Origin of the sequence: Candidatus Uabimicrobium helgolandensis (assembly GCF_041508025.1) — a bacterium.
Taxonomy (GTDB): domain Bacteria; phylum Planctomycetota; class Uabimicrobiia; order Uabimicrobiales; family Uabimicrobiaceae; genus Uabimicrobium; species Uabimicrobium helgolandensis.
On the sequence record NZ_CP165719.1, the window covers coordinates 8,819,346 to 8,841,307 of the forward strand.

Annotated in this window: 18 protein-coding genes and 1 pseudogene; 11 read left to right on the plus strand and 8 right to left on the minus strand. The window is 34.9% G+C overall.

Features of this window, described 5'->3' with window-relative positions; all coding sequences use genetic code 11:
- Positions 1–49 precede the first annotated feature (49 nt).
- From lpdA to UABHE_RS32605, 3 genes are all read left to right on the plus strand, one after another.
- Positions 50–1,462 carry a dihydrolipoyl dehydrogenase gene (gene lpdA, locus UABHE_RS32595; RefSeq protein WP_372367654.1) on the plus strand — a complete coding sequence of 471 codons (1,413 nt, stop codon included), beginning with the start codon at positions 50–52 and terminating at the stop codon, positions 1,460–1,462.
- Positions 1,463–1,862: 400 nt separating this feature from the next.
- Positions 1,863–2,459: a DUF924 family protein gene (locus tag UABHE_RS32600; protein WP_372367655.1), complete on the plus strand. Its 597-nt coding sequence runs from the start codon at positions 1,863–1,865 to the stop codon at positions 2,457–2,459.
- A 13-nt stretch (positions 2,460–2,472) separates the two neighbouring features.
- Complete coding sequence (locus tag UABHE_RS32605; protein ID WP_372367656.1) at positions 2,473–4,686, plus strand: protein kinase; 2,214 nt, start codon at positions 2,473–2,475, stop codon at positions 4,684–4,686.
- Between the two features lie 198 nt (positions 4,687–4,884).
- Here UABHE_RS32605 and UABHE_RS32610 read toward each other — a convergent pair.
- Both UABHE_RS32610 and nth read right to left on the minus strand, forming a co-directional pair.
- Positions 4,885–5,360: pseudogene (locus tag UABHE_RS32610) on the minus strand (IS1 family transposase); the annotation flags it as partial.
- A gap of 137 nt (positions 5,361–5,497) precedes the next feature.
- Positions 5,498–6,142 (minus strand): endonuclease III, encoded by a 645-nt coding sequence (nth, locus tag UABHE_RS32615; protein WP_372367658.1) that lies wholly within the window; start codon positions 6,140–6,142, stop codon positions 5,498–5,500.
- A 271-nt stretch (positions 6,143–6,413) separates the two neighbouring features.
- Between nth and UABHE_RS32620 the strand changes: the two genes are divergently transcribed.
- Together UABHE_RS32620 and UABHE_RS32625 are read left to right on the plus strand one after the other, a co-directional pair.
- Complete coding sequence (locus UABHE_RS32620; RefSeq protein ID WP_372367659.1) at positions 6,414–6,935, plus strand: RNase A-like domain-containing protein; 522 nt, start codon at positions 6,414–6,416, stop codon at positions 6,933–6,935.
- 16 nt (positions 6,936–6,951) lie between these two features.
- On the plus strand, positions 6,952–7,230 hold the full coding sequence (locus UABHE_RS32625) for a contact-dependent growth inhibition system immunity protein (protein ID WP_372367660.1): 279 nt from the start codon (positions 6,952–6,954) through the stop codon (positions 7,228–7,230).
- A gap of 57 nt (positions 7,231–7,287) precedes the next feature.
- Here UABHE_RS32625 and UABHE_RS32630 read toward each other — a convergent pair whose 3' ends face one another.
- Positions 7,288–8,652, minus strand: a complete 1,365-nt coding sequence (locus UABHE_RS32630; RefSeq protein ID WP_372367661.1) for a hypothetical protein — start codon at positions 8,650–8,652, stop codon at positions 7,288–7,290.
- Between the two features lie 322 nt (positions 8,653–8,974).
- On the opposite strand from UABHE_RS32630, the gene UABHE_RS32635 reads away from it, so the two are divergent.
- Positions 8,975–9,961 carry a M28 family peptidase gene (locus tag UABHE_RS32635; protein WP_372367662.1) on the plus strand — a complete coding sequence of 329 codons (987 nt, stop codon included), beginning with the start codon at positions 8,975–8,977 and terminating at the stop codon, positions 9,959–9,961.
- 370 nt (positions 9,962–10,331) lie between these two features.
- On the opposite strand, the gene UABHE_RS32640 is transcribed toward UABHE_RS32635, so the two are convergent.
- Both UABHE_RS32640 and UABHE_RS32645 read right to left on the minus strand, forming a co-directional pair.
- A complete protein-coding gene (locus UABHE_RS32640; RefSeq protein WP_372367663.1) occupies positions 10,332–11,099 on the minus strand; it encodes a class I SAM-dependent methyltransferase in 768 nt (255 codons plus the stop codon).
- A gap of 119 nt (positions 11,100–11,218) precedes the next feature.
- Positions 11,219–11,374 carry a hypothetical protein gene (locus UABHE_RS32645; RefSeq protein WP_372367664.1) on the minus strand — a complete coding sequence of 52 codons (156 nt, stop codon included), beginning with the start codon at positions 11,372–11,374 and terminating at the stop codon, positions 11,219–11,221.
- A 190-nt stretch (positions 11,375–11,564) separates the two neighbouring features.
- Here UABHE_RS32645 and UABHE_RS32650 point away from each other — a divergent pair, with 190 nt between their 5' ends.
- From UABHE_RS32650 to UABHE_RS32660, 3 genes are read left to right on the plus strand one after another with little or no spacing between them, the layout of a single operon-like run.
- Positions 11,565–12,257: a hypothetical protein gene (locus UABHE_RS32650; protein ID WP_372367665.1), complete on the plus strand. Its 693-nt coding sequence runs from the start codon at positions 11,565–11,567 to the stop codon at positions 12,255–12,257.
- On the plus strand, positions 12,227–15,373 hold the full coding sequence (locus UABHE_RS32655) for a response regulator (RefSeq protein ID WP_372367666.1): 3,147 nt from the start codon (positions 12,227–12,229) through the stop codon (positions 15,371–15,373). The genes UABHE_RS32650 and UABHE_RS32655 overlap by 31 nt, the downstream gene beginning before the upstream one ends.
- 27 nt (positions 15,374–15,400) lie before the next feature.
- Complete coding sequence (locus UABHE_RS32660) at positions 15,401–16,606, plus strand: hypothetical protein (RefSeq protein ID WP_372367667.1); 1,206 nt, start codon at positions 15,401–15,403, stop codon at positions 16,604–16,606.
- Positions 16,607–16,992: 386 nt separating this feature from the next.
- Here the strand turns inward: UABHE_RS32660 and UABHE_RS32665 are convergent, their stop codons facing one another.
- Both UABHE_RS32665 and UABHE_RS32670 read right to left on the minus strand, forming a co-directional pair.
- On the minus strand, positions 16,993–17,373 hold the full coding sequence (locus UABHE_RS32665) for a hypothetical protein (RefSeq protein WP_372371704.1): 381 nt from the start codon (positions 17,371–17,373) through the stop codon (positions 16,993–16,995).
- 15 nt (positions 17,374–17,388) lie between these two features.
- Entirely contained in the window at positions 17,389–17,850 is a 462-nt protein-coding gene (locus UABHE_RS32670) for a hypothetical protein (protein ID WP_372367668.1), read from the minus strand.
- A 445-nt stretch (positions 17,851–18,295) separates the two neighbouring features.
- Between UABHE_RS32670 and UABHE_RS32675 the strand changes: the two genes are divergently transcribed.
- Together UABHE_RS32675 and UABHE_RS32680 are read left to right on the plus strand one after the other, a co-directional pair.
- Positions 18,296–18,895 carry an IS607 family transposase gene (locus UABHE_RS32675; RefSeq protein ID WP_372367669.1) on the plus strand — a complete coding sequence of 200 codons (600 nt, stop codon included), beginning with the start codon at positions 18,296–18,298 and terminating at the stop codon, positions 18,893–18,895.
- Positions 18,852–19,940: an RNA-guided endonuclease InsQ/TnpB family protein gene (locus UABHE_RS32680; protein ID WP_372371705.1), complete on the plus strand. Its 1,089-nt coding sequence runs from the start codon at positions 18,852–18,854 to the stop codon at positions 19,938–19,940. The genes UABHE_RS32675 and UABHE_RS32680 overlap by 44 nt, the downstream gene beginning before the upstream one ends.
- A gap of 279 nt (positions 19,941–20,219) precedes the next feature.
- Here UABHE_RS32680 and UABHE_RS32685 read toward each other — a convergent pair whose 3' ends face one another.
- On the minus strand, positions 20,220–21,911 hold the full coding sequence (locus UABHE_RS32685; protein ID WP_372367671.1) for a tetratricopeptide repeat protein: 1,692 nt from the start codon (positions 21,909–21,911) through the stop codon (positions 20,220–20,222).
- Between the last annotated feature and the right edge of the window lie 51 nt (positions 21,912–21,962).

The window sequence follows — 21,962 nt, forward strand, 5'->3', positions numbered from 1 at the left end:
AAAATTGAGACAGAGATCTTTATTTCATTTACCCGCGCTAGGAGAAAACATGTCGGAGAAAACAGTAGATACTTTAGTCATTGGTGGTGGTCCTGGAGGTTATGTGGCAGCAATTCGCCTTGGTCAACTTGGTATAAAAACTTTAGTTGTTGATAAAGATCGAGCTTTTGGCGGTGTGTGTCTTAATTGGGGATGTATACCATCAAAGTCTTTGATCCAAATGGCAGGTGCTTACGATAAAACCCAAAATTTATATCCTAAAATGGGAGTTCTCGTCGATAGTGTTTCTGTAGATTGGCCAAAAACACAACAATGGAAAAATACAATCATTCAAACTCTCACAAAAGGTATTTCAGGTTTACTCAAGGGTAATGGTGTTGAACAAATACTTGGTACTGCAACACTCACTTCTCCTTACAGCGCTGAAATTGTAACTAAAAGCGAAAAGCATACTGTAAAATTCAAAAACGCTATTATCGCAACGGGTTCTACTCCGCGGTCAATACCTGGATTTGATTTTGATCACGAATCTGTTCTCGACTCTACAGATCTCTTGGAGCTCATGGAGATTCCCAAGTCGCTTGTTTTAATAGGTGGTGGCGTTATAGGTTTAGAACTTGGCACTGTATATGCAAAATTAGGCGCAAAATTAACTGTTATTGAAGTGATGGATCAGTTACTTCCAAATATAGTTTCTAAAGATGTCTCAGATGTGGTTCATAAAAAACTGAAGAAAAAAGGCACTGATATTCATTTAAAAGCTAAAGCAAAATCTTGGAAAAAAGTGGGAAATCAAGTTGAGGTTACATTTGAATGCAAAGGCAAAGAACACAAGGTCCAAGCTGACTTTGTTAGTGTTGCAGTTGGGCGCCGTGCAAATACCGATTCTTTTGGAGCCGAAAAAGCAGGAATTGTGATAGAGAAAGGCTTTATCAAAGTAGACGATCAGTTGCGAACAAGCCAAAAACACATTTATGCAATAGGTGATGTCGTTGGACAACCAATGCTTGCGCACAAAGCATCCAAAGAAGGTGAAATTGCTGCTGAAAACATTCACGGTGAATCCTACTCTACTGATGATATTCAGGCTATTCCAAGTATTATTTTTACCGACCCAGAAATTGCAACCGTTGGTTTAATTGAAGACCAAGTTATCAAAGACAAAACTCCATATAAAGTAGGGAAATTTCCATACGCATCATCTGGACGTGCAAGATCGACTGGTGAAACCGATGGATTTGTGAAAGTAATTGCTGAAAAAGAAAGCGAAATAGTTTTAGGAGTTGAAATGGTTGGAGGACACGCTTCTGATTTGATTGCTGAAGCTGGTTTGGCTATAGAGATGACCGCTGAACTAGATGATTTATCTCTCACTGTGCATCCACATCCAACTCTTGGTGAACTTATCATGGAAGCGGCTAAAGTTGCCAAAGGTGAACCGATACATACTTTGAAAAAGTAAAAATATGCTTTATGTACTAAGCACTTACGAAAACTTTCCCGTAATATTTATCTACTTTACAAAGAAATTTTTTTGTCATTCGCGATAAATACAAGATAAAGTATTTTTCAATAGAAACAAAGACAAAGAGGGCGAAGACTTGTTCAGCGAAGCATTGTTTCTTCTCCCTCTTGTCATCGCTGGCTTGACTAGGAATGTATGTGTTGAAGATGACTCTAGCGAAAGCATTGTTTCTTCTCTCCTGTCATCCTTGGCTTGGCTAGGGATCCATGCGTTGAAGATGGGTCCAGTCAAAGATTTAATTATGCATCACAATCGAATAAGAATTTACTACTCGATATAGCTAACTACAAATCTTCAGTCATTAAACTTATCTTATAACGAAATAACGGAGAGAAAGATGAAATATACAACAATTTTAGACTATTGGTTTGGTAAAGTTGAGCGCGATGAAGATATAGCAAAAGATAAACAATCGCTATGGTTTCAAGGAGGCAAGGAAGTTGACATTTATATCATTGAGCATTTTAAGAATGCTTTAGAAGAAGCCAAAAAAGGTGCGCTTAACGAGTGGAAAGAAACGCCACGACAAAGACTTGCTTTGATTATTTTGCTCGATCAATTTTCTCGGAATATTTATCGTAATAATCCACAAATGTACGAAAGTGACTCCCTTTCTTTAGAGCTTTGTACAAAAGGAATTGAACAAGAAATGGATTGCAAACTTTTTCCTGTTTATCGCCAGTTTTTTTATATGCCGCTACAACACGTTGAAGATCTAACTTCGCAACAAAAATCTGTAGAATTATATACTCAACTCAAGAATGATGCTCCGCAATCGACAAAAGAGTATTTTGCTATGGCTGTGAAGTCGGCGAAAAGGCATTGTGAAATTATAGAATTATTTGGACGTTTTCCCCATCGTAATAAGATACTAGGACGTTTATCAACTGCGGAAGAAAAAGCATTCTTAGAAACCCCTGATAGTTCATTTTAAATATTGAGGTTATATGAAAGAACAAGATGTAAAATTCGGACAAATAGCTCTGGGTAAGAACTTAATTAATTCGAAAATTTTGACATATTGTATTCACTTGCAACATTCATCACCTCAAAAAAAATTATCTGATATTTTTTTAGAGAATGGTTACTTAAGTAATCAGCAAGTTGTAGAAATACACAACCAATTAAAACCACAAAATACGAAGCAAATTGGTCGCTATCAAATTTTAGAAGAAATTGGTCGCGGTGGTATGGGAGTTATATACAAAGCTCGGGATACCTTGTCTAAAAATATTGTAGCAGTTAAGATTTTGATTCATGGTAGCCAAGAAAACAATGCGCGCTTTTTACGAGAATCAAAAGCAACCTCTCGTTTACAACATCCGAATATCGTGCGCTTACACGAGTGTGGGCAGGAAAAAGGCGTGCATTATTTTTCTATGGATTTTATTGGTGGGAAATCTTTAGATGACATTGTCAAAGGTGATGCTTTACTGTCTATTCGTAAAACGGTTCACCTAATGATAAAAGTTTGTAAAGCAATTCATTATGCACATGAACAAGGTGTTATTCACCGCGATTTAAAACCAGCAAATATCATGCTTGAAGATGATGAACCGAAGGTTATGGATTTTGGTTTGGCAAAACTTCACGATGCTAGTCAAAAACTTTCCACGAGTGGTGCAATGATCGGTACGATATATTACATGTCGCCAGAGCAAGTATTAGGTCGTGTTGGTTCTATTGATGCACGTAGTGATGTGTATTCATTAGGAGGAGTTCTATACACACTCCTTACAGGAAGAGCACCGTTTACAGGTAATTCTATTCCTCAGGTTTCAAAGCAAATACTAGAAAAAGAACTTGTTCCCCCTAGTAATTTAAAACAAATAGTACCAAACGTTTTAGATGATATCTGTGCTAAGGCTATGGCTAAAGAAAAAAATCAACGTTATCAAAGTGCTGCGCAGCTAACTGTTGACCTCGAAAAATTTCTTGTCGGCGAGAAAGTGGATCGAGCTAAGTCCCAAAATTATAAAAAAATAAGCTTATGGTTAAAAAAGCACAGTATAGTTTTAACAGTGTTTTTTATTATATTCTCGGTAACTTGTGCTTTGTTTTTTAGTGCTTACAATTCTTTAATGAAAAAATATGAAGCACTTCGCGCTAAATCCTTGCAAGTTAGGGTGCCTAAACGAGATAATTCTAGTAAGAAAAAAATGTATCTTTTATATGAGCAAGCTATTAAATATCGAAATGCTGGACAAGATGATTTGGCTATAAAAGAGTTTAGCAAAGCCATTGCTATTGATCCTTCTCATGTTCGTTCTTATGTTAATCGTAGTTCTCTTTATTATAAACAACGAAAATGGAAAGAAGCAGTTCGCGATGCAGATAAACTACTAGAATTGGATCCATTTGCTGATACCGCTTTGTATAATAAAGGTGTAGGTTATAACAACAATGGTAAGACAACGAAGGCTCTCAAATATTTAGAGAAAACAGTATTTTTAAATCCTAATTCTTACGGTGGTTGGGTGGTACTTGGCCGTATTTATACAAGTCAAAAAAAGTATGAGCGTGCTAAGAGAGTACTTGAAAACGCAATAAGAGTAAAACGAACTCAAGAAGCACACTTTCTTTTGGGTTTAGTGGAGTATCGACTGAATAATATGGATGCCGCTATTAATAACTATACGTTATCTATAGCTTTTGGTAACAGAAGTGTTGAAGTTTTTCGCAATAGAAGCGTCTGCTACCTAGAAAAAAAAGATAGTGCAAAAGCTATTGAAGATATTGATAAAGTTATCAAAATAACACCACGAGATCATACATTGCATAATAGTAAAGCTTACTCTCTTGCAAAGTTAGGTAAATTTTCTTTAGCACTTAGTAGTGTTAATGACGCTTTGAGAATTCGTGCAACACCAGCTTCTTTGGATACTAAAGGAGAGATTTTCAATCACATGGGAAAATATGATGAAGCGCTCGATATAGCACAGAGAAGTCTACGACTCGCGGAGCAAGGAGATGCTTATTACAATCGCGCGATTAGCTACTATATGTTAGGTGACTACAGTAGAGCGAAAGTTAATTATTTGAAGGCTTTACCACTGAAAAAAATGGCAACAGAGGAAGAATATTTTGAAGACATTCCCAAAGAGAGCGCATTGTATCTACGTCGTAGACGAATGAAGGCGTTTTTTGCACAAATCAAATAAAAACAATATTTAGTAATTAGAACCTATCATCATTCAAAAATCATTCAAAATTTTTTTCGAACCCAAGCCCAGTTTTAAAACTTTTAACCAAACAAATAAGCATTTGTTACAACGCGCAAAAAGTTCTTTCTGCGCTTGGGAACAAGAGAAAAACGGCAAGAGATTATCAATTATTACATATTTTTTTGGTAGTCCATATCATGTAGTGATTAGGTGCTGTTGACGAATTGCTGTTATTAAGATCTTCCAAAGAGCGCCAATATGGTTTTCGGTTTTTTTGGAAAAAGAAAGAGTTTTACGGACGAGTCGAGAAACTCCTTGCCGAAGGGTATTATTAAAACGTTCAATGCAAGCTGTTTTACCAGTATGTTTGCCAACAGCTTTGTGACTAGAAGGAAAAACCTCAGAATAAGAATCCCAAAAATCAGTATAAGATACAGCGCATTGCCTGTATACCGCTGGTAAAGAATTCCAAAGACCTTGCGCTCCTTCTTTATCACGTTTTGCAATGTGAGCTCTAACAATTTCTTTAGTGTTGGCATCTATAGCTAACCAAATCTTATTGCTTTTCTTAGCAACAAAAGACCACATTTCATCACACTGAATTTTTAGAGGTCCTTTGCTTTTTTTTTTTACTCTACCCTACGTGATACTGTCGCGTATTTTTTGTTCACATCTCGAAAATCTCTGTATACCTTGAAAAACAATGGGTAACTATTTTTGTCGCATTACTAAGCATGTGAGCACCCGAGGTAAACTCACATGCTTAGATAAACGTGAGTATGAACGAATTTTTTTACCTTGCCATTACTTATAGAGAACTATTCAACTCTTTTTCCTTATATTCGCAGAGATCTTTTATTATACATTTTGTACACTCTGGATTTTTCGCTTTACATACATATCTTCCATGAAGAATTAACCACAAATGCGCATTTTTTTTCCACTTGTCTGGTACTACTTTTACAAGTACTGCTTCTGTGTTTTTTTCGTTTTTTTCATTTGCTAAACCGGTGCGATTACATACTCTAAAAACGTGAGTATCTACAGCAATATTGAGATCACCAAATAAATAATTCATAACAATATTCGCTGTTTTTACTCCAACTCCTGGTAGCTTTAATAAATCTTCAAAATTGTTAGGAACTTTACTCTCATATTTTTCTAGTAATATATTACACAAAGAAATAACATTATGCGTCTTAGAGTTAAATAGACTTAAAGATTTAATATACTCTTTCAGACCTTCTTCTCCTAAATCGTACATTTTTCGAGGAGTATCTGCTACTTCAAACAAACTCTTTGTCGCTTTGTTCACTCCTACATCCGTAGACCTAGCAGATAAAACTACTGCAACGAGAAAAGTAAATTCATTAACGAAATCCAGTTCGATTTTGGGTGAAGGATTGTCATCAGCCCACCGACTAAATATTTCATTTATTGTTTTTTCTTGCATCCATTTGTCCTTAAAAAACATTTCTTGAGATAAAACCAAGTTTTGTTAAGTGAGTCACAAAAAGTTTTTGCAACTTGCTTAACTAACACTCTAATCGATCAACAAATTCATATCGAAATGTCATTCAGCAAAAAACAGCGACCTATTATATACGTATAAAAATTGTAAAATTGTAAAAAATTTTAAATAACTCATAGACATAGTAAATAAAAAGAGAGATAATAATGCACATGACACTTATATCAATATCCCTAATTAAAGAAAGATTCACATGAAAAAATATATATATTTCCTCATTGTTAGTTTTTTGTTGTCGATGAGTACAGTAGCGCAAGATTTAAAAGAAATAAGAATTCTTACTGAAGGTGTTGAAAACAAAGCTCTTCCTAAATCTATTTCTATTGATGATCACGAAGGGTGGGGACACACAGTAGGGAAGCACGTTGCTAAAAAAGATAAGTATTTAAAGAAGCGCTTGAAAAAAGAAAAGCTTGCTGCAGCTAGTTCTTTTGTAGAGAAAAAAGATGCTGGATCTGCCGCCAAAAGAGTATTTAATAAAAACTTAAAAGACATTAACAAATGGTGGACAAAAACAACAAAAGTTAAAGAAACGTTTACTGCTAATCTCAAGGTAAAAGGATATGCTTTTTTTAAACAAAACCCAACTAAGAAAATTCAAATCACCAAGAAGTGTAAAGTGATTCTTGTTTTAAAGAGAAATAAAAAGAAAAAATTACTTTACATTTTAACTTGTTATCCTAAACCTGACCATAAAGACTACGATTTAAGATAATTGATAAAGGCTAAATATGCAAAATTTTCAAGACATTTTTCCTGAAATATACACTTTACTAACAGCGTGGTTTTCCGATGATGGTAATGATGAGAAAGTAGTAAAAGAATTCGTTACTGAAGAATCCAAGGAAATGATAAACAAAGTGCTAAAAGAAGGAAAAACTTTACTTAGCGGCGATAGCAAATATCGCGAAAAAATAGGCGATTTGGCCAATCGCTCTTTCGATTCTCAAAAACAAAGTGAAGAGTGGTTGTTTGATATTCTTTCTTCAATAGAAAAAAACGTCGCTTAGTTGGCTACACCATAACAAAAGAACACTATTTTAAATAGTGCTCTTTTGTTATTAAGCTTACTTACTCTCGTTTACGGGTGAACTGTAGTCGTCGATTTCAACAACAATAGAAACTCCCCATTTTTCGGACTTAGCTTGGAACAGTTTTTTTCCTCTAAAATCAAGTGGTATTTCGATTTGGGTTTTACCTAAATCTTCGTATGGATTCATGATATCTTCTTCAATTTTATACATATCATCCCAATCTACCTCTTCTGCCCACAATTCAAGTTTTAAACTTTTTTCTTCTGGGTTAACAAACCAGTCAAATAGAGTACTTTCAATTGCTTTGCTATCTCTACTTTTTCCAAACTTAATTACTTTTGCAGTGTGATTCTCGCGATTAACTAAAGCAATTTCTTTGTCGATATTCCATTTTTCTTTAATATAAGGCGAGTATACTTTTGCTTGGAAAACAACCTCTGCATCTCCATACCAATTTTCATCTTCGTCAAATTGGCTAGCTTTTCCTTGCAGTAATTTTATAGTAACTCTACGTGTTCCACGAACAAAGCTTACGATATTTTGTAGAAAAATTTCGTCTTTGGTTGCTGATAAGTGGGTAGTGTTACCTATTACTTTAGCAGGCATTCTTCCACGAAAACGACTTTGCGGAGCAACTTTGTGCAAATACATATCATCAACAAGAAGTACGCCATCATTAGGGCGATTTGTTGCAAATGTTAAAAGTTGTTCGTTCAATCTGTCATTTGATGAAATATAGTGACCAATAAGAATATCTTTAAAATATTCGCAATTAGTTTCTGTATGAGGATTATGAATGTTTTCGTTTACCCACTGATGATGCATTGTTTTTGGATCAGAAATATCAAGTCCAAGAACTTCTTCGACAAATTCACGGATATCTTTATCTGCCGAAAGACCTGCAGCCCAAGCACCACAAACAACACCTTCTAGAGTCAACCATTTCTTGATCTTACCTTCAGCAGCAAGATTTTCAAGGTTATTTTCTATAAGGTAACGTCCAATAAGAGCCCCATAACTTCCCCCGCCTAAACTTACTCCAGATGCTTTGGTTAGTTCTAAGCGTCTTTTAATAAATTTAGCAGCAACAAGCGCATAGCGCGGTGTTCCCTTGCCCGCCGCTTCTATTTCTTTAATATCTTCTGCTGTATAGTACTGTGGAGGAGTATCACCGTAGTAAGCTACTTGAACAATTTGATTTTTAGCATACGGATCATCGAAACCATCTGGAACTCCCAAAACCTTTGCTGCTCTTACAATAAGGTTTTCTTTTTCAGCAATTCCAAAAGTTCCTTTTTTTGTTGAGCCGTTAGGATTAAAACCATTTAATATGACGCTAATGGTATCATCATTGGCGTAACAACAACTTAAAATAAGTAAACATAAAATGAACTTCATTTTTTTCTCCACGAGAATAGATAAAAACATTACAATTAATATGTGCCGTGTTAAATTTTAACTCATAGGCACAAAATACAGTGTTATGCTATTTTTGTACAATAATTTTGTAACACTGTACTAATTTATTATAACAATGTTTTAAGGGGTTTGAAAAAAAATAATGTGCCAAATTTTGCGTAGAAATTTTATCCATCGATCAGACATTTTGAATGCGCAGATTATCATCTGTTAGCAAAAACAAAATGCCAATAGATAAAAGAGTAACGAAAATGGTTCATGATTTCTTTCGATTCCTTAGTTCAAAACTAGGGAGAAGCAAATGAGTTCGACATCAAAGTCAAAAAGATGGAAAAGGATTGTTATGATTGTGCTAGTACTGTTGTTAGCGCCAACAATTACATTGTGGTTTTTGCTAACGCAGCCAACTTTTTCTCAAAATAGTAAATCTAACAAAACAGTTGATAGCGAAAAACTACAGAAGCATGTTGTTATGTTATCCGAAACTTTCCATCCACGTAATGAAGTCGCTATAGAAAATCTCAATAAATGTGCCGACTATATTCACGACCACTTTACCAAAGCGGGAGCCTCAGAAGTTGGTTTTCAAGAGTATAAAAGTGGAAGAAGAGTATACAAAAATGTGACAGCTATTTTTGGTAAAAAAAGTAATAATCGCATTGTTATTGGAGCACATTACGATAGTTGCGGAATGACTCCTGGAGCAGATGATAACGCTAGTGGTGTTGCGGGGTTAATCGAATTAGCATATCTGTTGCAAAAATACCCTTTAGAGCGTACTGTTGAGCTTGTTGGTTATACCTTAGAAGAACCACCAAATTTCAGAACAAAATGGATGGGGAGTTATGTACATGCTAAGGCTTCTCATGATGCCGGAATTAAAATTGATTTAATGATCTCACTAGAAATGATTGGTTATTTTACCGACGAAAAAAAACAAAGTTATCCATTTCCACTCCTTAAACTCTTTTATCCAAACCAAGGAAATTTTGTAGCAATTGTAAGCCATTTAGCTGATATTTCTGTAACAAGAAAGCTAAAAGTAGGAATGAATGGGGCGACAGATATGCCTGTTTATTCGATTAATGCTCCTGCAGCTCTACAAGGAATTGACTTCTCTGATCACCACAACTATTGGAAATTTAACACGCCAGCTCTGATGGTTACTGATACAGCGTTTATGCGCAATTTTGAGTACCATAAGCCAGGAGATACTGCTGATCGTTTAAATTATGACAAAATGGGTCAAGTTGTAATTGCTGTATATGAAGCTATTGCGAAGTGGTAGATTATCTATAATTATTTTATTAACTTAGGACCTGTCATCATTTGAAAATATTGCTTGTTTTTTGGAGCCCGAGCCCTATCCCCAAGTTTTTACTTGTGTTTTGATGAAACGAGTAAATATTGTTACCTTGTATAAAAGGTATAATTCTCTACAATTTTATCTGTAAGGATAACAAAGTTAGAGAATTATTTTAAAATCAAGATGTTCATGGTCGAAATTGCTCACTGCTACCTCTTTTAGAAGGTGGAAACGGGTTCGGGCTTGGACTTGTAAACGGGCTCAAAGCATTTCATGCTGAATGATGACACGTTTTAGAAAAGAAAATTTTTTTAAGTTGATAAAACAATTTGATGAAGTAGCTCAGTAAAATCTAGGGCTTTTTGCATATTAAAGTAAAAACTCGGTGAAGAATTCTTAAAGTATTTTCAGGAAAAAATTTGGCAAGCATTTGTTGTAGTTCTTGGTCAAAATTTTCTACTTTCTGAGGTTCTAAGCTAGCACCAATTCCAGCACTTGCTCTTATTCTTCCTCGCCATCCTCGATGAGTATATGGTATACTCAAATCAAAAGTATATGATTGAATATCGATAAAGCCCGCTTTAGCAACGTCAGTAAACCAATCAGGATATATGCCTGTCCCACCACTGAGATGCCAACTTGGGTTATGTTTTAATATTAATTTTTCGGTTTTATCGACAATATTTCCGTCAATAGGTATCCAGTCGAAGTGAGCTATAACTAGCTGTCCACCTTTTTTTAGTATACTTTTAGACTTCTTCGCTACTTTTTGTCTATCGAACCAATGCCAACATTGACCAGCAACAATACAATCAAAACTTTGTGGTGCAAAGCTCATTTCTTCGACTTTGTCGACGACATAATCAATCGATAGTCTCTGTTCTCTGTCTAAGATTTTCGCTTGACCAATTAATTCTTTCGATATATCAATACCAGTTACTATTGCTCCTTGTTTTGCAAATCCTCTTGCAAGTGTACCTGTTCCTGTTCCAAGATCTAGAATTTCTTGCCGTTCTTTGCCAATGTCGAACTTGTGTATTTCGTCAAAAAATTTCTGCGGGAAACCAGCTCGATGTTTGACATAATCGTTCGATGTAAGCCCAAAATCTACTTTTTTCACAAATTATCCTTACTTGTTATACTACAGTGATTGCAATTGTATTTTTCTGTCTTGGCTAACAATAACTAGACTATTATCTTCAATGGTTGCCTGTTCAAGGTTTAGTGGTTTCGAAGTAATCAAGCTGAATTTTCTTCTCCTTCCTCCATATGGCAAACACCATTCTCACCGTTATATTTGTCTCTTTTACGATAATACAGATTATTGTGTGCGTAACCTGTTGTTGCGTATTTTGACGCAACAAGTCTTTTTTCATCAGAAACAACTAAATTCATTGTTGATGGGTAGTTTACATCTAACTGTTTTTTGAGTTGTTCAACTTATTCAAAGAAATTTGTAATAAAGGTTTATTTATTATAATAACAAAAACTATGTTGCAGTGCAATGTACAGTAAAGGTAAAATAAATAGTTTGAGATTGGGTGCGTTAACGCACAATCACTTTATTTTAGGAAAAATAAAAACGATGAAAATTTGTTATAACGGCACAAAAGTAAAAGTGCTAAATATAGTATTTCTCTTACTTAGCGTATTATGGGTATTTGCTATTGTTGCTAGTTTTTATTTTTTAGGTGCATATGAAAACAAACCTGGACAACTAGGTAAGATATCTAAAAAATGGGTTGAAAATTCGCTCATAGTTCGCAACCCAGAGAAGCCAACTCTACTTCTTTTTTTGCACCCGCATTGTCCATGTTCGAAGGCAACTGTTGGCAGTTTAGAATTTATTCTTAGCCGTTGTAGACAACCTCTTGAAGTAAGAGTTGTTTTTTATGTTCCAGAGAACGCCAAAAAAAATTGGGAAAAGACATCTTTGTTTCATACCATAAGTAACATATCAAGTACGTTGGGTAACAAAAAAAAAGATATTGTTATAGACATCTATTTGGATAGCGGTGGCGCGGAAGCGATAAATTTTGGGGCCGCAATTTCAGGGACAGCGCTACTTTATAGCAAGAATAGTGATTTAGTTTTTCATGGTGGTGTAACTCTTTCAAGAGGACATTTTGATTCAGGTGATAATTTTGGTGTGAGCTCAATTGTGAATTTTATTAATGAAAAATCGCAGTCAAAATCACAAACACCTGTTTTTGGATGCCCTATTTTCGAAGTTAAAGGAACTGATGTATGTCCGAATTGCAATCAAGACCAGAGTTAGATGATCCTGAAGTATATGCTTCTTTGATTTATAAAAGGTCTTGTCTTGAAAATTACAAATTGGTAGATAAGATGTTTGCCTATCTTATGATTTTTCAATTTTTATTTTGCGTTTTTTTAGCTATTTTTATTTCTCCTCAGACTTGGATTGGAAATGAATCTACTTTTCATATACATCTGTGGAGCGCAATATTTTTTGGCGGTATTTTTACTATTTTTCCCGTGTTTTTATCTGTATATAAACCGGGAAGTATTATAACGCGACATGTTATTGGAATTAGTCAAGTTTTAATGTCAGCACTTCTTATTCATATTACAGGTGGTAGAATAGAAACCCACTTTCATATCTTTGGTTCCTTAGCATTTTTAGCTTTTTATCGTGATTGGAAAGTTCTTATCTCTGCTTCAGTTGTTGTGGCTGTTGATCACTTTGTGCGCGGTATTTATTTTCCTCAATCTGTTTTTGGTATAATTACTGTAAGTAACTGGCGATGGTTAGAACACGCTGGATGGGTAGTATTTGAAGATTTGTTCTTGTTGTATTCATGTATACGAAGCCAACGCGAAATGCGTAATATTGCGGAAAAACAAGCAACATACGAATCACTAAACTCTAAGCTTCTCGCTAATGAACAAATATTGCAAAAAAGTAGTTGGCTAAAAACAAACTTAGTAAAACTAAACGAAGAAATTTATACGCAACACGATCTTTCTGCTTTTTGCAATGGGTGCCTTGATTTTCTGATGACACACACCAAAGCTCTGATGGCTGCTTTTTATCATCGAGATCAGGAGCTATTTTCTCTAGTTGCAACTCATTCATTTGATAGTAAAAATATGCCTTTTAGTTTTTCATTTGGCGAAACTTTATTAGGTGAGGCTGCAAAAAAAGGTAAAATTTTGTGCATATCTGCTAATGAAAATAGTTTAAAAATAAACACTGGTATTGGTCTTTTAACGCCTAAAAGCATTATTTATATTCCTATTTGTTATGACGAAAAAGTACACGGTTTGATCGTTTTAGCTACGCTAGAAGATTATCGTGAACAAGAATTTTTAGAGCAAGCAGCTGAGAAAATAGCAATACGTTTAGAGAATGTACTTTCGGCTCACAAAACTGAAATACTTGCAAAAACACTTAGTGAGCAAAACAAAAAAATTCAGAAAAGTAGCGAAGATTTACAAGAAAAGAACAAACAACTTGAAGAAGCAAGTCGTCATAAAAGTGAATTTTTAGCCAATATGAGTCACGAATTACGTACCCCTTTAAATGCAATGATTGGTTATACTGCTTTAACAGTAAAAAGCTTAAAGGGTAAAGTAAGTGATATGAATATTAAAAATCTCAAAAGAGCTGAAAAATCAGCAAAAGGTCTCTTAAAGCTGATTAACGATATTCTTGATTTCTCGAAAATCGAAGCAGGAAAAACGCAAACATATTGTAAAAAAATGTCGTTGGCAGATGTTTTAAAGGATTGTTTAGAAACATTAGAAGGGCTTGCTAAAGATAAATCGATTTCTCTCGAATGGGTAAATAAAGATCAAAAATTATCACCTATTTATTGCGATTCTACAAAACTCAAGCAGATATTGACTAATATTATCGGTAACTCTGTCAAATTTACGGACAGTGGAAGTATTTCTATTTTGGTAAAAGAAATAGGGGAATCTCTAAAAGTGACAATTGCAGATACCGGGTGTGGTATACCAGAAGATACCGTTGACAGCATTTTTGAATCTTTTAAACAAGTTGATAGTACAACAAAAAAAAGATTTGGAGGTACTGGTTTAGGATTAGCAATTACTAAAAAGTTCTGTGAACTTCTCAACATTGATATATCAGTAGAAAGCGTAGAAGGGGAAGGAACTACTTTTCATTTACAAATACCACTGTGGATAAGTAGCAAAGAGCAAGAAAGTGAAAGTAAACAATCTTTGAAACACACTCCCAAACCGATAGAAAAAATTAAAAGAAAATCTTTTTCACATGTTGAGGTCGAAAAAGACTTTGTAACAAAAAAACGAGTGCATATTCCTTGTATTGTTAGCCCCGAGTCTTTTAGTTCGTTACAAAAACATTTGAAAGACTTACCTTTCCACTTAGAAATTTGCGATCTAGAACGTTGTTTAAGCAATGATGGTCTCTGGGCAATTGTTGTAGAGCCAAAACTTTTTGGACTAGAGGCACTGAAGACATTGCAAGAACATCCAAAAACAAAGCATGTACCTGTTATTGTATATTCCGCAAAAGATGATACTCCTAATTTTTGTGCACAGATACAACACTGGATTTCGAGTGACAATGAAGATGAAATACTTGACGCTTTTATAAAAGCAAATAATCATCAACGCGGTGATATTTTGATCGTTGAAGACCATCGCGATACCGCAGAGATGTACAAAAAAACGTTAGAAGAAGCGCAATTCAAGTGTTTAATTGCTGACAATGGAGCTAAAGCGTTAGAGCTAATTACTGAGTATAATAATTTTCAACTTATTCTTCTCGATTTACTGTTGCCAGAGATGGATGGATTTGAATTTTTAGCAAAATTACAAGAAGATACTTATCTACGTAAAATACCTATTATAATTGTGACTGGAAAAGAGCTTTCTGAAAAAGAAAAAGATGAAATAAAGGAAGGCTCTGAGTTACTGCTAAACAAAGGTGATTTTGAATACTCTGATTTTGAAATTTATATACAAGATATTGTACAAACTTTTCGTTTAGCGCGTTCGCGATCCGTTTTAGTGGTGGACGATAATATTGAAAATTTAGATTTGATAGCTTCGCTTTTAAAAATATCGGGCTACTCGGTGAGTAAAACAAACTCAGGGAAAAATATAGTGGAAAAAGTAGTAAAGGAAAATCCTGCCATTGTTCTTATGGATTTGGCCATGCCAGAAGTTGATGGATTTGAAGCCACGCGAAAAATTAAAGAGAATCCTTCTACAGTAGACACTACGGTAATTGCATGTAGTGCTTTTCATACTTCCGACTTTCGCCAAAAAGCTTTTGAGGCAGGTTGCGAAGGCTATATCACCAAACCAATAGATCCAGACGAATTGATTGAGCAAATTCAAAAATATACACTGGCATCTAAAATAGCAAGAGTATAAGATCTCGAATTTTAAAGGTAAGTCAACGTGAAATCTAAAAAACGATTATTTCCTACTTGTTTGTGGGAAGAAGTACAACATGAAAATACAAATGTATACTCATTACTTGAGTCTTTCCAAGAATACCAAAGAAATACTCGATCACAACTTTCCCTGTCAGCTATAGAAGGACTAGATAAAGCGTTTAAAGATGAATTTGAGAAGCTAGAAAGCTTTTTTTGGCGCTCAAAAATACATAACCTATTCGATATTGCTAGTGAAGTATTTAACTCTTTACGAGAATTAGTAAAAATAGGAGCTAGCGCTGAGCTATTAGATAAAAACGAGTTAGGGAATTTTAATGTTGCGAAAGCCATAAAAAGTCTTCCTGATTTCACACAACAACAAGACCTTGATCTTGCAAATGAAATTATATGGCTCACTGTGCAAGCTGGATCTCTTTTATTAGAACAAAAAGCCTACGCGGGAAATGGTGGTAGTTCTGCAATTTATTGGTTAATAGATAATATGCATATAACTACCGAACATCCATTACAACAACAAATACACGAATACAGTTATCAAATGATTTGCCTAATGTTTGTCTCAAACATCGGTATACCAGTGGCAGAATGCGATATACTACTTTCTATTTTACTAAGAAATAATAATGTTCAACTAGATGAGCACAAGAAAATAGCGATGCGTATTGTGAATATTATAACTGGTTTCTATTGTTTTTCCCTTTCTGCAATATTGATTGATGTAGTTAAATGCAAAAATTGGGAAATGATTCCTATTTTACTTCCTGACACATCTCACATGAAAAACGCAGTGCAAATTATTAAAGCATCTATTTTAGAAAAAGATATTGTCGATATAATAAATGCATTTACTCTTAGCAAGAGTGGTCGCAATATTTTCAAAACACAATTCTCATACCACTGGTTATCATCACTCGTTGTAAAAAACTACCCAAATGTTCTTTTTCAACTAGTCAAAAGACGAGAAAAAACCATACTCGAAACGTTCAGCAAAAAACATCGATTGCAGCTAGTTAATCTAAAAGACAAAGAAGGGAATACTCTTCTTCATATAGCAACCCAAACGCATGGCAAAATGGAAAACACTATAAAAATGCTATTAAACGTTGGAGCAAATTCTGCGGTAAAAAACAACAAAGGTTTTACCCCATATGATATAGCTCAAAAAAACAAAAATTCTAAATTAAAAATGTTATTTGTAAAAAAGTGACTTTGGCATTTTTATAATCTCTAATGCACAAAAATTGATGGTATCGCAATAAGCACAATAGGAAAAAGAATTAGGGCGTGTCATCATTCAATACAGATAAAAATATAACGGATTCATTTAATGATACGCCAGTAGTATTGAGCCCGAGCCCGTTTGCGAGCCCGCGCCCGAAAACTTTTTGAGAGCGACAGAAAGTGATTTATTGGTTCAATACTAGTTTTTTGGATGGAAAAAGAAACTTTGCTTCTTTGATAAATTGTTAGTGAAAGTTTCGGAAACGGGCTCGCAAACGGGCTCGGGCTCGAAAAAACACACAATATTTTGAATGATGACACGCCCTACTGTTTTTACTGAATAGCTGCGATTTTCTTTTTCAAGGAATAGTCCTACTCTTTATAAATACTTGTCCCTTCTTCATCAATAATTCTTTTCTTGAATTGATCATATATTACATATGCGGTATTTTTTGCACTTCCTTCTTTAATAGCTTCGCATACAATTTTATAAATTACTTTGTCTCCTGGCGGTAAAAAAACAATTGAGTCAAAATGAATTTGATGTTCTTCCTTGTTGTAGCGATACTCTATTTTATTTGCTTGTTTGTTTTTTGGAGCGTCAACCTCTGCTTTTATAAACTTCATTTGCTTTGGAATCCGATTTGTCAATTTAGCGTTTGTTATTATGAAAGTTCCTTCATTAAGTATAGTAATCACATATGTAGTTCTCATACCAACGGCACAAGGATCATCTGTGTCATATGCACTCAGATGAAAAGCACTGACTCAGTGTTCTACTCTAATAGATATATTGTCTTGTTTTTGAATACCTAAATAAGAAACTTGAAAAACATTGTTAACGCGTGAACATCCGTGTATTCCGCGCATAATTACTCTTATTTTTGTTGTCGATTTTCCAGCAATAGTTATTTTCCACTGAAGTGTGTTTTTTGGTTTTTCATGAAAAGTATAGTCATTTTTTGCAGGTTTGGTTTTTTCGTTGTATTTTGCTTTAAAATTAGAAGATATATATTCTAATTCTCTAGGTACTTCATAAAAAACTTGGGTTGTTATAGCGTTAACAGATAAATTTTTAAGCGTAACAATAAACATCGCTTTCTTATCGGTAGAAACAGAGCGTGCGCTTGCTCTCACTTTGATTTGTATTGACGATTCCAAATTTATTTTTTCCGTTTGCGCATTTAGTAGAGTGCAAATAGAAACAAACAATAATATAGTACTCTTCATTTTTTTCCTAACTATTTTGCTGAATCTTTGCTAGTAAAAGGCACTATTTCTAAAGGTATTGATAATTCCCTGTCTTTTCGATTTTTTCTAAGATTAGATATTTTAAATGTGTTGTAGCATTTCCGACTTGAATTTATCGCTGAACGAAATAATGGAAGCACTTTGATTGTCGTTTTGAAGGTAGATTTTGCCGGAATATTCAACTGCCAGGTGACTGTATTATCTGAATGAGATTTATTGTAAACGCCCAATGGTTTCGAGAATACATATTGAAGTGTTGTTGGCAGCTTGTAGATTAGTTGTCCATCAGCAATAGCAAGTAAAGATTTATTTTCTATTACGATATTAAAAGAGGTTGTTTACTAGTAATTATTATTTTAACATTTGCTAACAAATATTAAAAATATTAAAAAGGTTAAAATAGGAGTGAAAAAGGGGGTAAAAAATGCAGTGGGTACCAAGTCGAGTAGCTTGCGAAATATTAGGAGTGCACGCAAATACTTTAAGAAACTGGGACAAAAAAGGACTTATCAAAACAATACGCACAAAATCAAACCAACGAAGATACAATTTGGAAAGTATATTAGGTAATAAAAAGCCAAAGAAAAAAGTATGTTATTGTCGCGTATCGAGCAGTAAGGAAAAAGACGACTTGGAAAGACAAAAGAAGTTTATGAAGGAAAAGTATCCAAATCATGAAATCATCACCGACATTGGGTCAGGGCTCAACTTCAAACGAAAAGGGCTGCTCAAAGTACTGGAACAAGGACTTAGAGGAGAAATCGAAGAAGTACTTTGTACCCACAGAGACAGACTTAGTAGATTTGGATATCGACTTATCCAGTGGATTATGGAAATCGGTGGTGGGCGAGTCGTGGTTCTCGAAGAAGATAAAAGTAATGCACAACAAAAGCTCACAGAAGATCTTATGTCGATCATATACGTATTCTCGTGTAAACTTCACGGAATGCGAAGGTATAGCAGTAAAAAGAAGCAGGAAAATAAGATTCTATCCAAACAAAAAACAACGGCAACTTCTACGTAACTGGTTTGGTTGCGCTCGGTTTGTTTACAACAAAACGATTCACTATCTAAAACAGCCAAATACAACTGCAAGCTGGATGAAAATCAAGAAACAAATACTTGATGATCTACCTGAGTGGTCAAAAGAAACTCCTTTTCAAATCAAATCAATTGCTATTAAAGATGCGTGCAAAGCTGTACAAAATGCCAAAAAGAAGTTCGCAAAAACTGGTAAAGTGCAGGAAGTGAAATTCAAAAGTCGCAAAAAACGCGATGAGTGCATCTACATTCCAAAAAGTGCTGTAAAGCAAGATTCCTTTTATAAACGCAAAATGGGAAAATTGTTACTTCGCGAAGTTGTTGGTAAAGCTTATTTTGATTGCCGCGTTGTTTTCCAACAAGGACGTTTTTTTCTTGTTAAGCCTGAAGGCAAACCTGTCATGAAACCTGAAAACCAAAGGAGTGACATCGTTGCCTTAGATCCAGGAGTTCGATCTTTTCAAACTTTTTACACCAAACACAGTTGTGGCAAAGTCGGCTGTGGTGATTTTGGTCGTATTGTGCGACTATGTCATCATCTCGATCAACTTACCAGTCGCATATCGAAAGCAAAATCACGACGTAAAAAGCGTATGAAAAAAGCCGCTGATCGCATGCGATGGAAAATCAAAGATCTCATCAGCGAAATCCATCACAAAACTGCCAATTGCTTGTGCAAACATTTTGAAATTATTATTATACCACCTTTTGAAACCAGCCAAATGGTGCTACGTTCAAAGCGAAAAATACGCTCAAAAACAGTCAGAGCAATGCTCAACTGGTCGCACTTCAAGTTCAAAAATACTTTGAAGTCTAAAGCTGAGCTCTTGTCTTCTATTGTTATCGAACAAAACGAAGCATATACCTCCAAAACTTGTAGCTCTTGTGGCTATGTTAAAGAAAATATCGGTGGACACAAGTTTTTTAATTGCTCTTCTTGTAAGAAGCGTATTGATCGCGATTTTAATGGAGCGCGTGGAATCTTTCTACGTGCATTGGGAGATAACCCCTGGCTGCATTCTTTGTAGCTTGCATTTGTTAGCATTTGTTAACAAAAATTTATCGGTTAACTGTTTTTCTACAGTGGATTTTAAATTTAGAACATCAAAACGAACATTATCTTCATCTACCAATGTTCCTTCTTCATCAATAGTTTCTCTATCGTAGTGGCGAAAAGTATCATATTTTATAAATCTTTTGTTTGTGCATTTAATAAAACGCAGCTAAAAACCGCTAGCAAAATAAAGAGTTTCATTTTTTTCTCCAATTGCTTTTAGAGGTTTTTAGACTGATACGTTTTAATGTCACTATTTTTTCTTTTCAAGCGTAATCAACAACATTTTGGCAGGTTCATTCCCTTGATCTGCTGCTTTTCTGAGCCAAGATTTGGCTAAATCGAGATCTTTTTCTATTTCTAGTTCTTCATCACCTTTTATGTAAAACATGCCAAGACCTAGCATTGCTTGATCTAGACCTAATTCAGCGGCTTGTTCTAAGTAGTCCAAACCTTGTTCCACATCTTTCTCTCCTCCTACTCCCATCATATACATACTTCCAGCTTGCGCTAAACAAATAGGAATACCAATAGAAGCACCTGTATCATACCAAGAAAGAGCCTCTTCCTGATTAGCTTCTATTCCTACACCATTTTCGTAATTTTGCGCCACTTCAATAATAGATAATTCATGGTCGAGTTCGGCAGCGAAGAGAGTCCATTTGTGAGCCTCTTTGAGATCTTTTAATACCACAACACCTTCTTTGTAATAAGTTGCTAATTTGAGCGCTGTTTTTACATCGTCTTCATATTCTACATATATTTTGTACCATTTTATGGCTTCGTGATAATCTGGTTTTCCAAGTTCACCCTCAGCATATATGTCGCCAATATCATCAGAAGAACTATATTGCCCTTCATCAAAAGCTTTTTTATACCACTTCAGAGCTTTGGGAATATTTCTTTCAACGCCTTCACCCCAACAATATGCATAACCTATACAATACATCGAGTAGCTTTTACCCATAGCGGCTGCTTTTCGAAAATACTCTAACGATTTAGAATAGTCTTGAGGAAAACCATTACCTTTTTCGTGCATTTCGCCGATCATCTGAACTCCGTCAGCATCATTTAAGCTCGCTGCTTTTTGATACCATTTAAGCGCTTCTTTGGTGTTCTTAGTGAGCCATTTTCCTTCTAAATAACTGTCGCCTAGTGTTGTCATTGCACGTGTTACACCAGCATTGGACTTTTTAAGAAGCCATTCTTTAGCTTTGTCATGTTCTTCTTCTTCTAAGTAAAGATCAACAATAGTGCTTATATTATGAATTTCTCCGTGATCAACACTTTTATCAAGCCATTCTATTACTTTTTCAGTTCCACCTTCAATAGATCCGTCTTTATAGAGCTCTGATATTTCCCACATGGCATTGGTATCATCTTTTTCAGCAGCTTTTTTAAATATTTGCAAGGCTTCGTCGTATTCACCTTCGTATTTCCTTAATCCTCCAAGTTCATTCATCGCATCAGTGTCGCCAGCATCAATAGCTTTTTGGTACCACTGTATTGCTTTATCATAGTCATAACGAGGGGACTCTTCGTTTAGGTAAATATTAGCGATAATTGTCATTGTGTATGTGCTACCAAGTTTGATAGCTTTCATACTCGTTTCGATCGCCTTATCTTCATCTGGCTCTGTTCCTTCTCCTGAAACATAAAAGTTAGCTAGATTTTCTAACCCTTTTACGTTGTTTTTTTCAGCAGCTTTCTTGTACCAGTAGAAGGCCTTTTTGCTATCCTGCTCCACGCCATTACCGTCGTAATACATCTGTCCTAAAGTAACCATCGCTTTTGGGTCTTTTGGGTTAAGGTTTAGAGCGTTTGGCTGTTTTTCGCCATTTTGAGGTTGTTCTTCATCATTTTGAGCCTCTGGCGATGTTTCTACCATTATATTGGGAATCAAAATAGATATGATCACAAGTATTAAGATTATATGCTTTAGCATCCTAGGATCGCTCCTTCAAATATAGGTATTATTTAGTTTTCTAACTGTAGA

What these genes read in the sequence shown, in the direction of transcription:
- UABHE_RS32605 (WP_372367656.1), top strand. Translation starts at nt 2,473, where the DNA reads ATGAAAGAACAAGATGTAAAATTCGGACAAATAGCTCTGGGTAAGAAC.
- UABHE_RS32620 (WP_372367659.1), top strand. Translation starts at nt 6,414, where the DNA reads ATGAAAAAATATATATATTTCCTCATTGTTAGTTTTTTGTTGTCGATG.
- UABHE_RS32685 (WP_372367671.1), bottom strand. Translation starts at nt 21,911, where the DNA reads ATGCTAAAGCATATAATCTTAATACTTGTGATCATATCTATTTTGATT.
- UABHE_RS32645 (WP_372367664.1), bottom strand. Translation starts at nt 11,374, where the DNA reads ATGAATTTAGTTGTTTCTGATGAAAAAAGACTTGTTGCGTCAAAATAC.
- UABHE_RS32600 (WP_372367655.1), top strand. Translation starts at nt 1,863, where the DNA reads ATGAAATATACAACAATTTTAGACTATTGGTTTGGTAAAGTTGAGCGC.
- UABHE_RS32655 (WP_372367666.1), top strand. Translation starts at nt 12,227, where the DNA reads ATGTCCGAATTGCAATCAAGACCAGAGTTAGATGATCCTGAAGTATAT.
- UABHE_RS32635 (WP_372367662.1), top strand. Translation starts at nt 8,975, where the DNA reads ATGAGTTCGACATCAAAGTCAAAAAGATGGAAAAGGATTGTTATGATT.
- lpdA (WP_372367654.1), top strand. Translation starts at nt 50, where the DNA reads ATGTCGGAGAAAACAGTAGATACTTTAGTCATTGGTGGTGGTCCTGGA.
- UABHE_RS32675 (WP_372367669.1), top strand. Translation starts at nt 18,296, where the DNA reads ATGCAGTGGGTACCAAGTCGAGTAGCTTGCGAAATATTAGGAGTGCAC.
- nth (WP_372367658.1), bottom strand. Translation starts at nt 6,142, where the DNA reads ATGCAAGAAAAAACAATAAATGAAATATTTAGTCGGTGGGCTGATGAC.
- UABHE_RS32630 (WP_372367661.1), bottom strand. Translation starts at nt 8,652, where the DNA reads ATGAAGTTCATTTTATGTTTACTTATTTTAAGTTGTTGTTACGCCAAT.
- UABHE_RS32650 (WP_372367665.1), top strand. Translation starts at nt 11,565, where the DNA reads ATGAAAATTTGTTATAACGGCACAAAAGTAAAAGTGCTAAATATAGTA.
- UABHE_RS32670 (WP_372367668.1), bottom strand. Translation starts at nt 17,850, where the DNA reads ATGAAGAGTACTATATTATTGTTTGTTTCTATTTGCACTCTACTAAAT.
- UABHE_RS32625 (WP_372367660.1), top strand. Translation starts at nt 6,952, where the DNA reads ATGCAAAATTTTCAAGACATTTTTCCTGAAATATACACTTTACTAACA.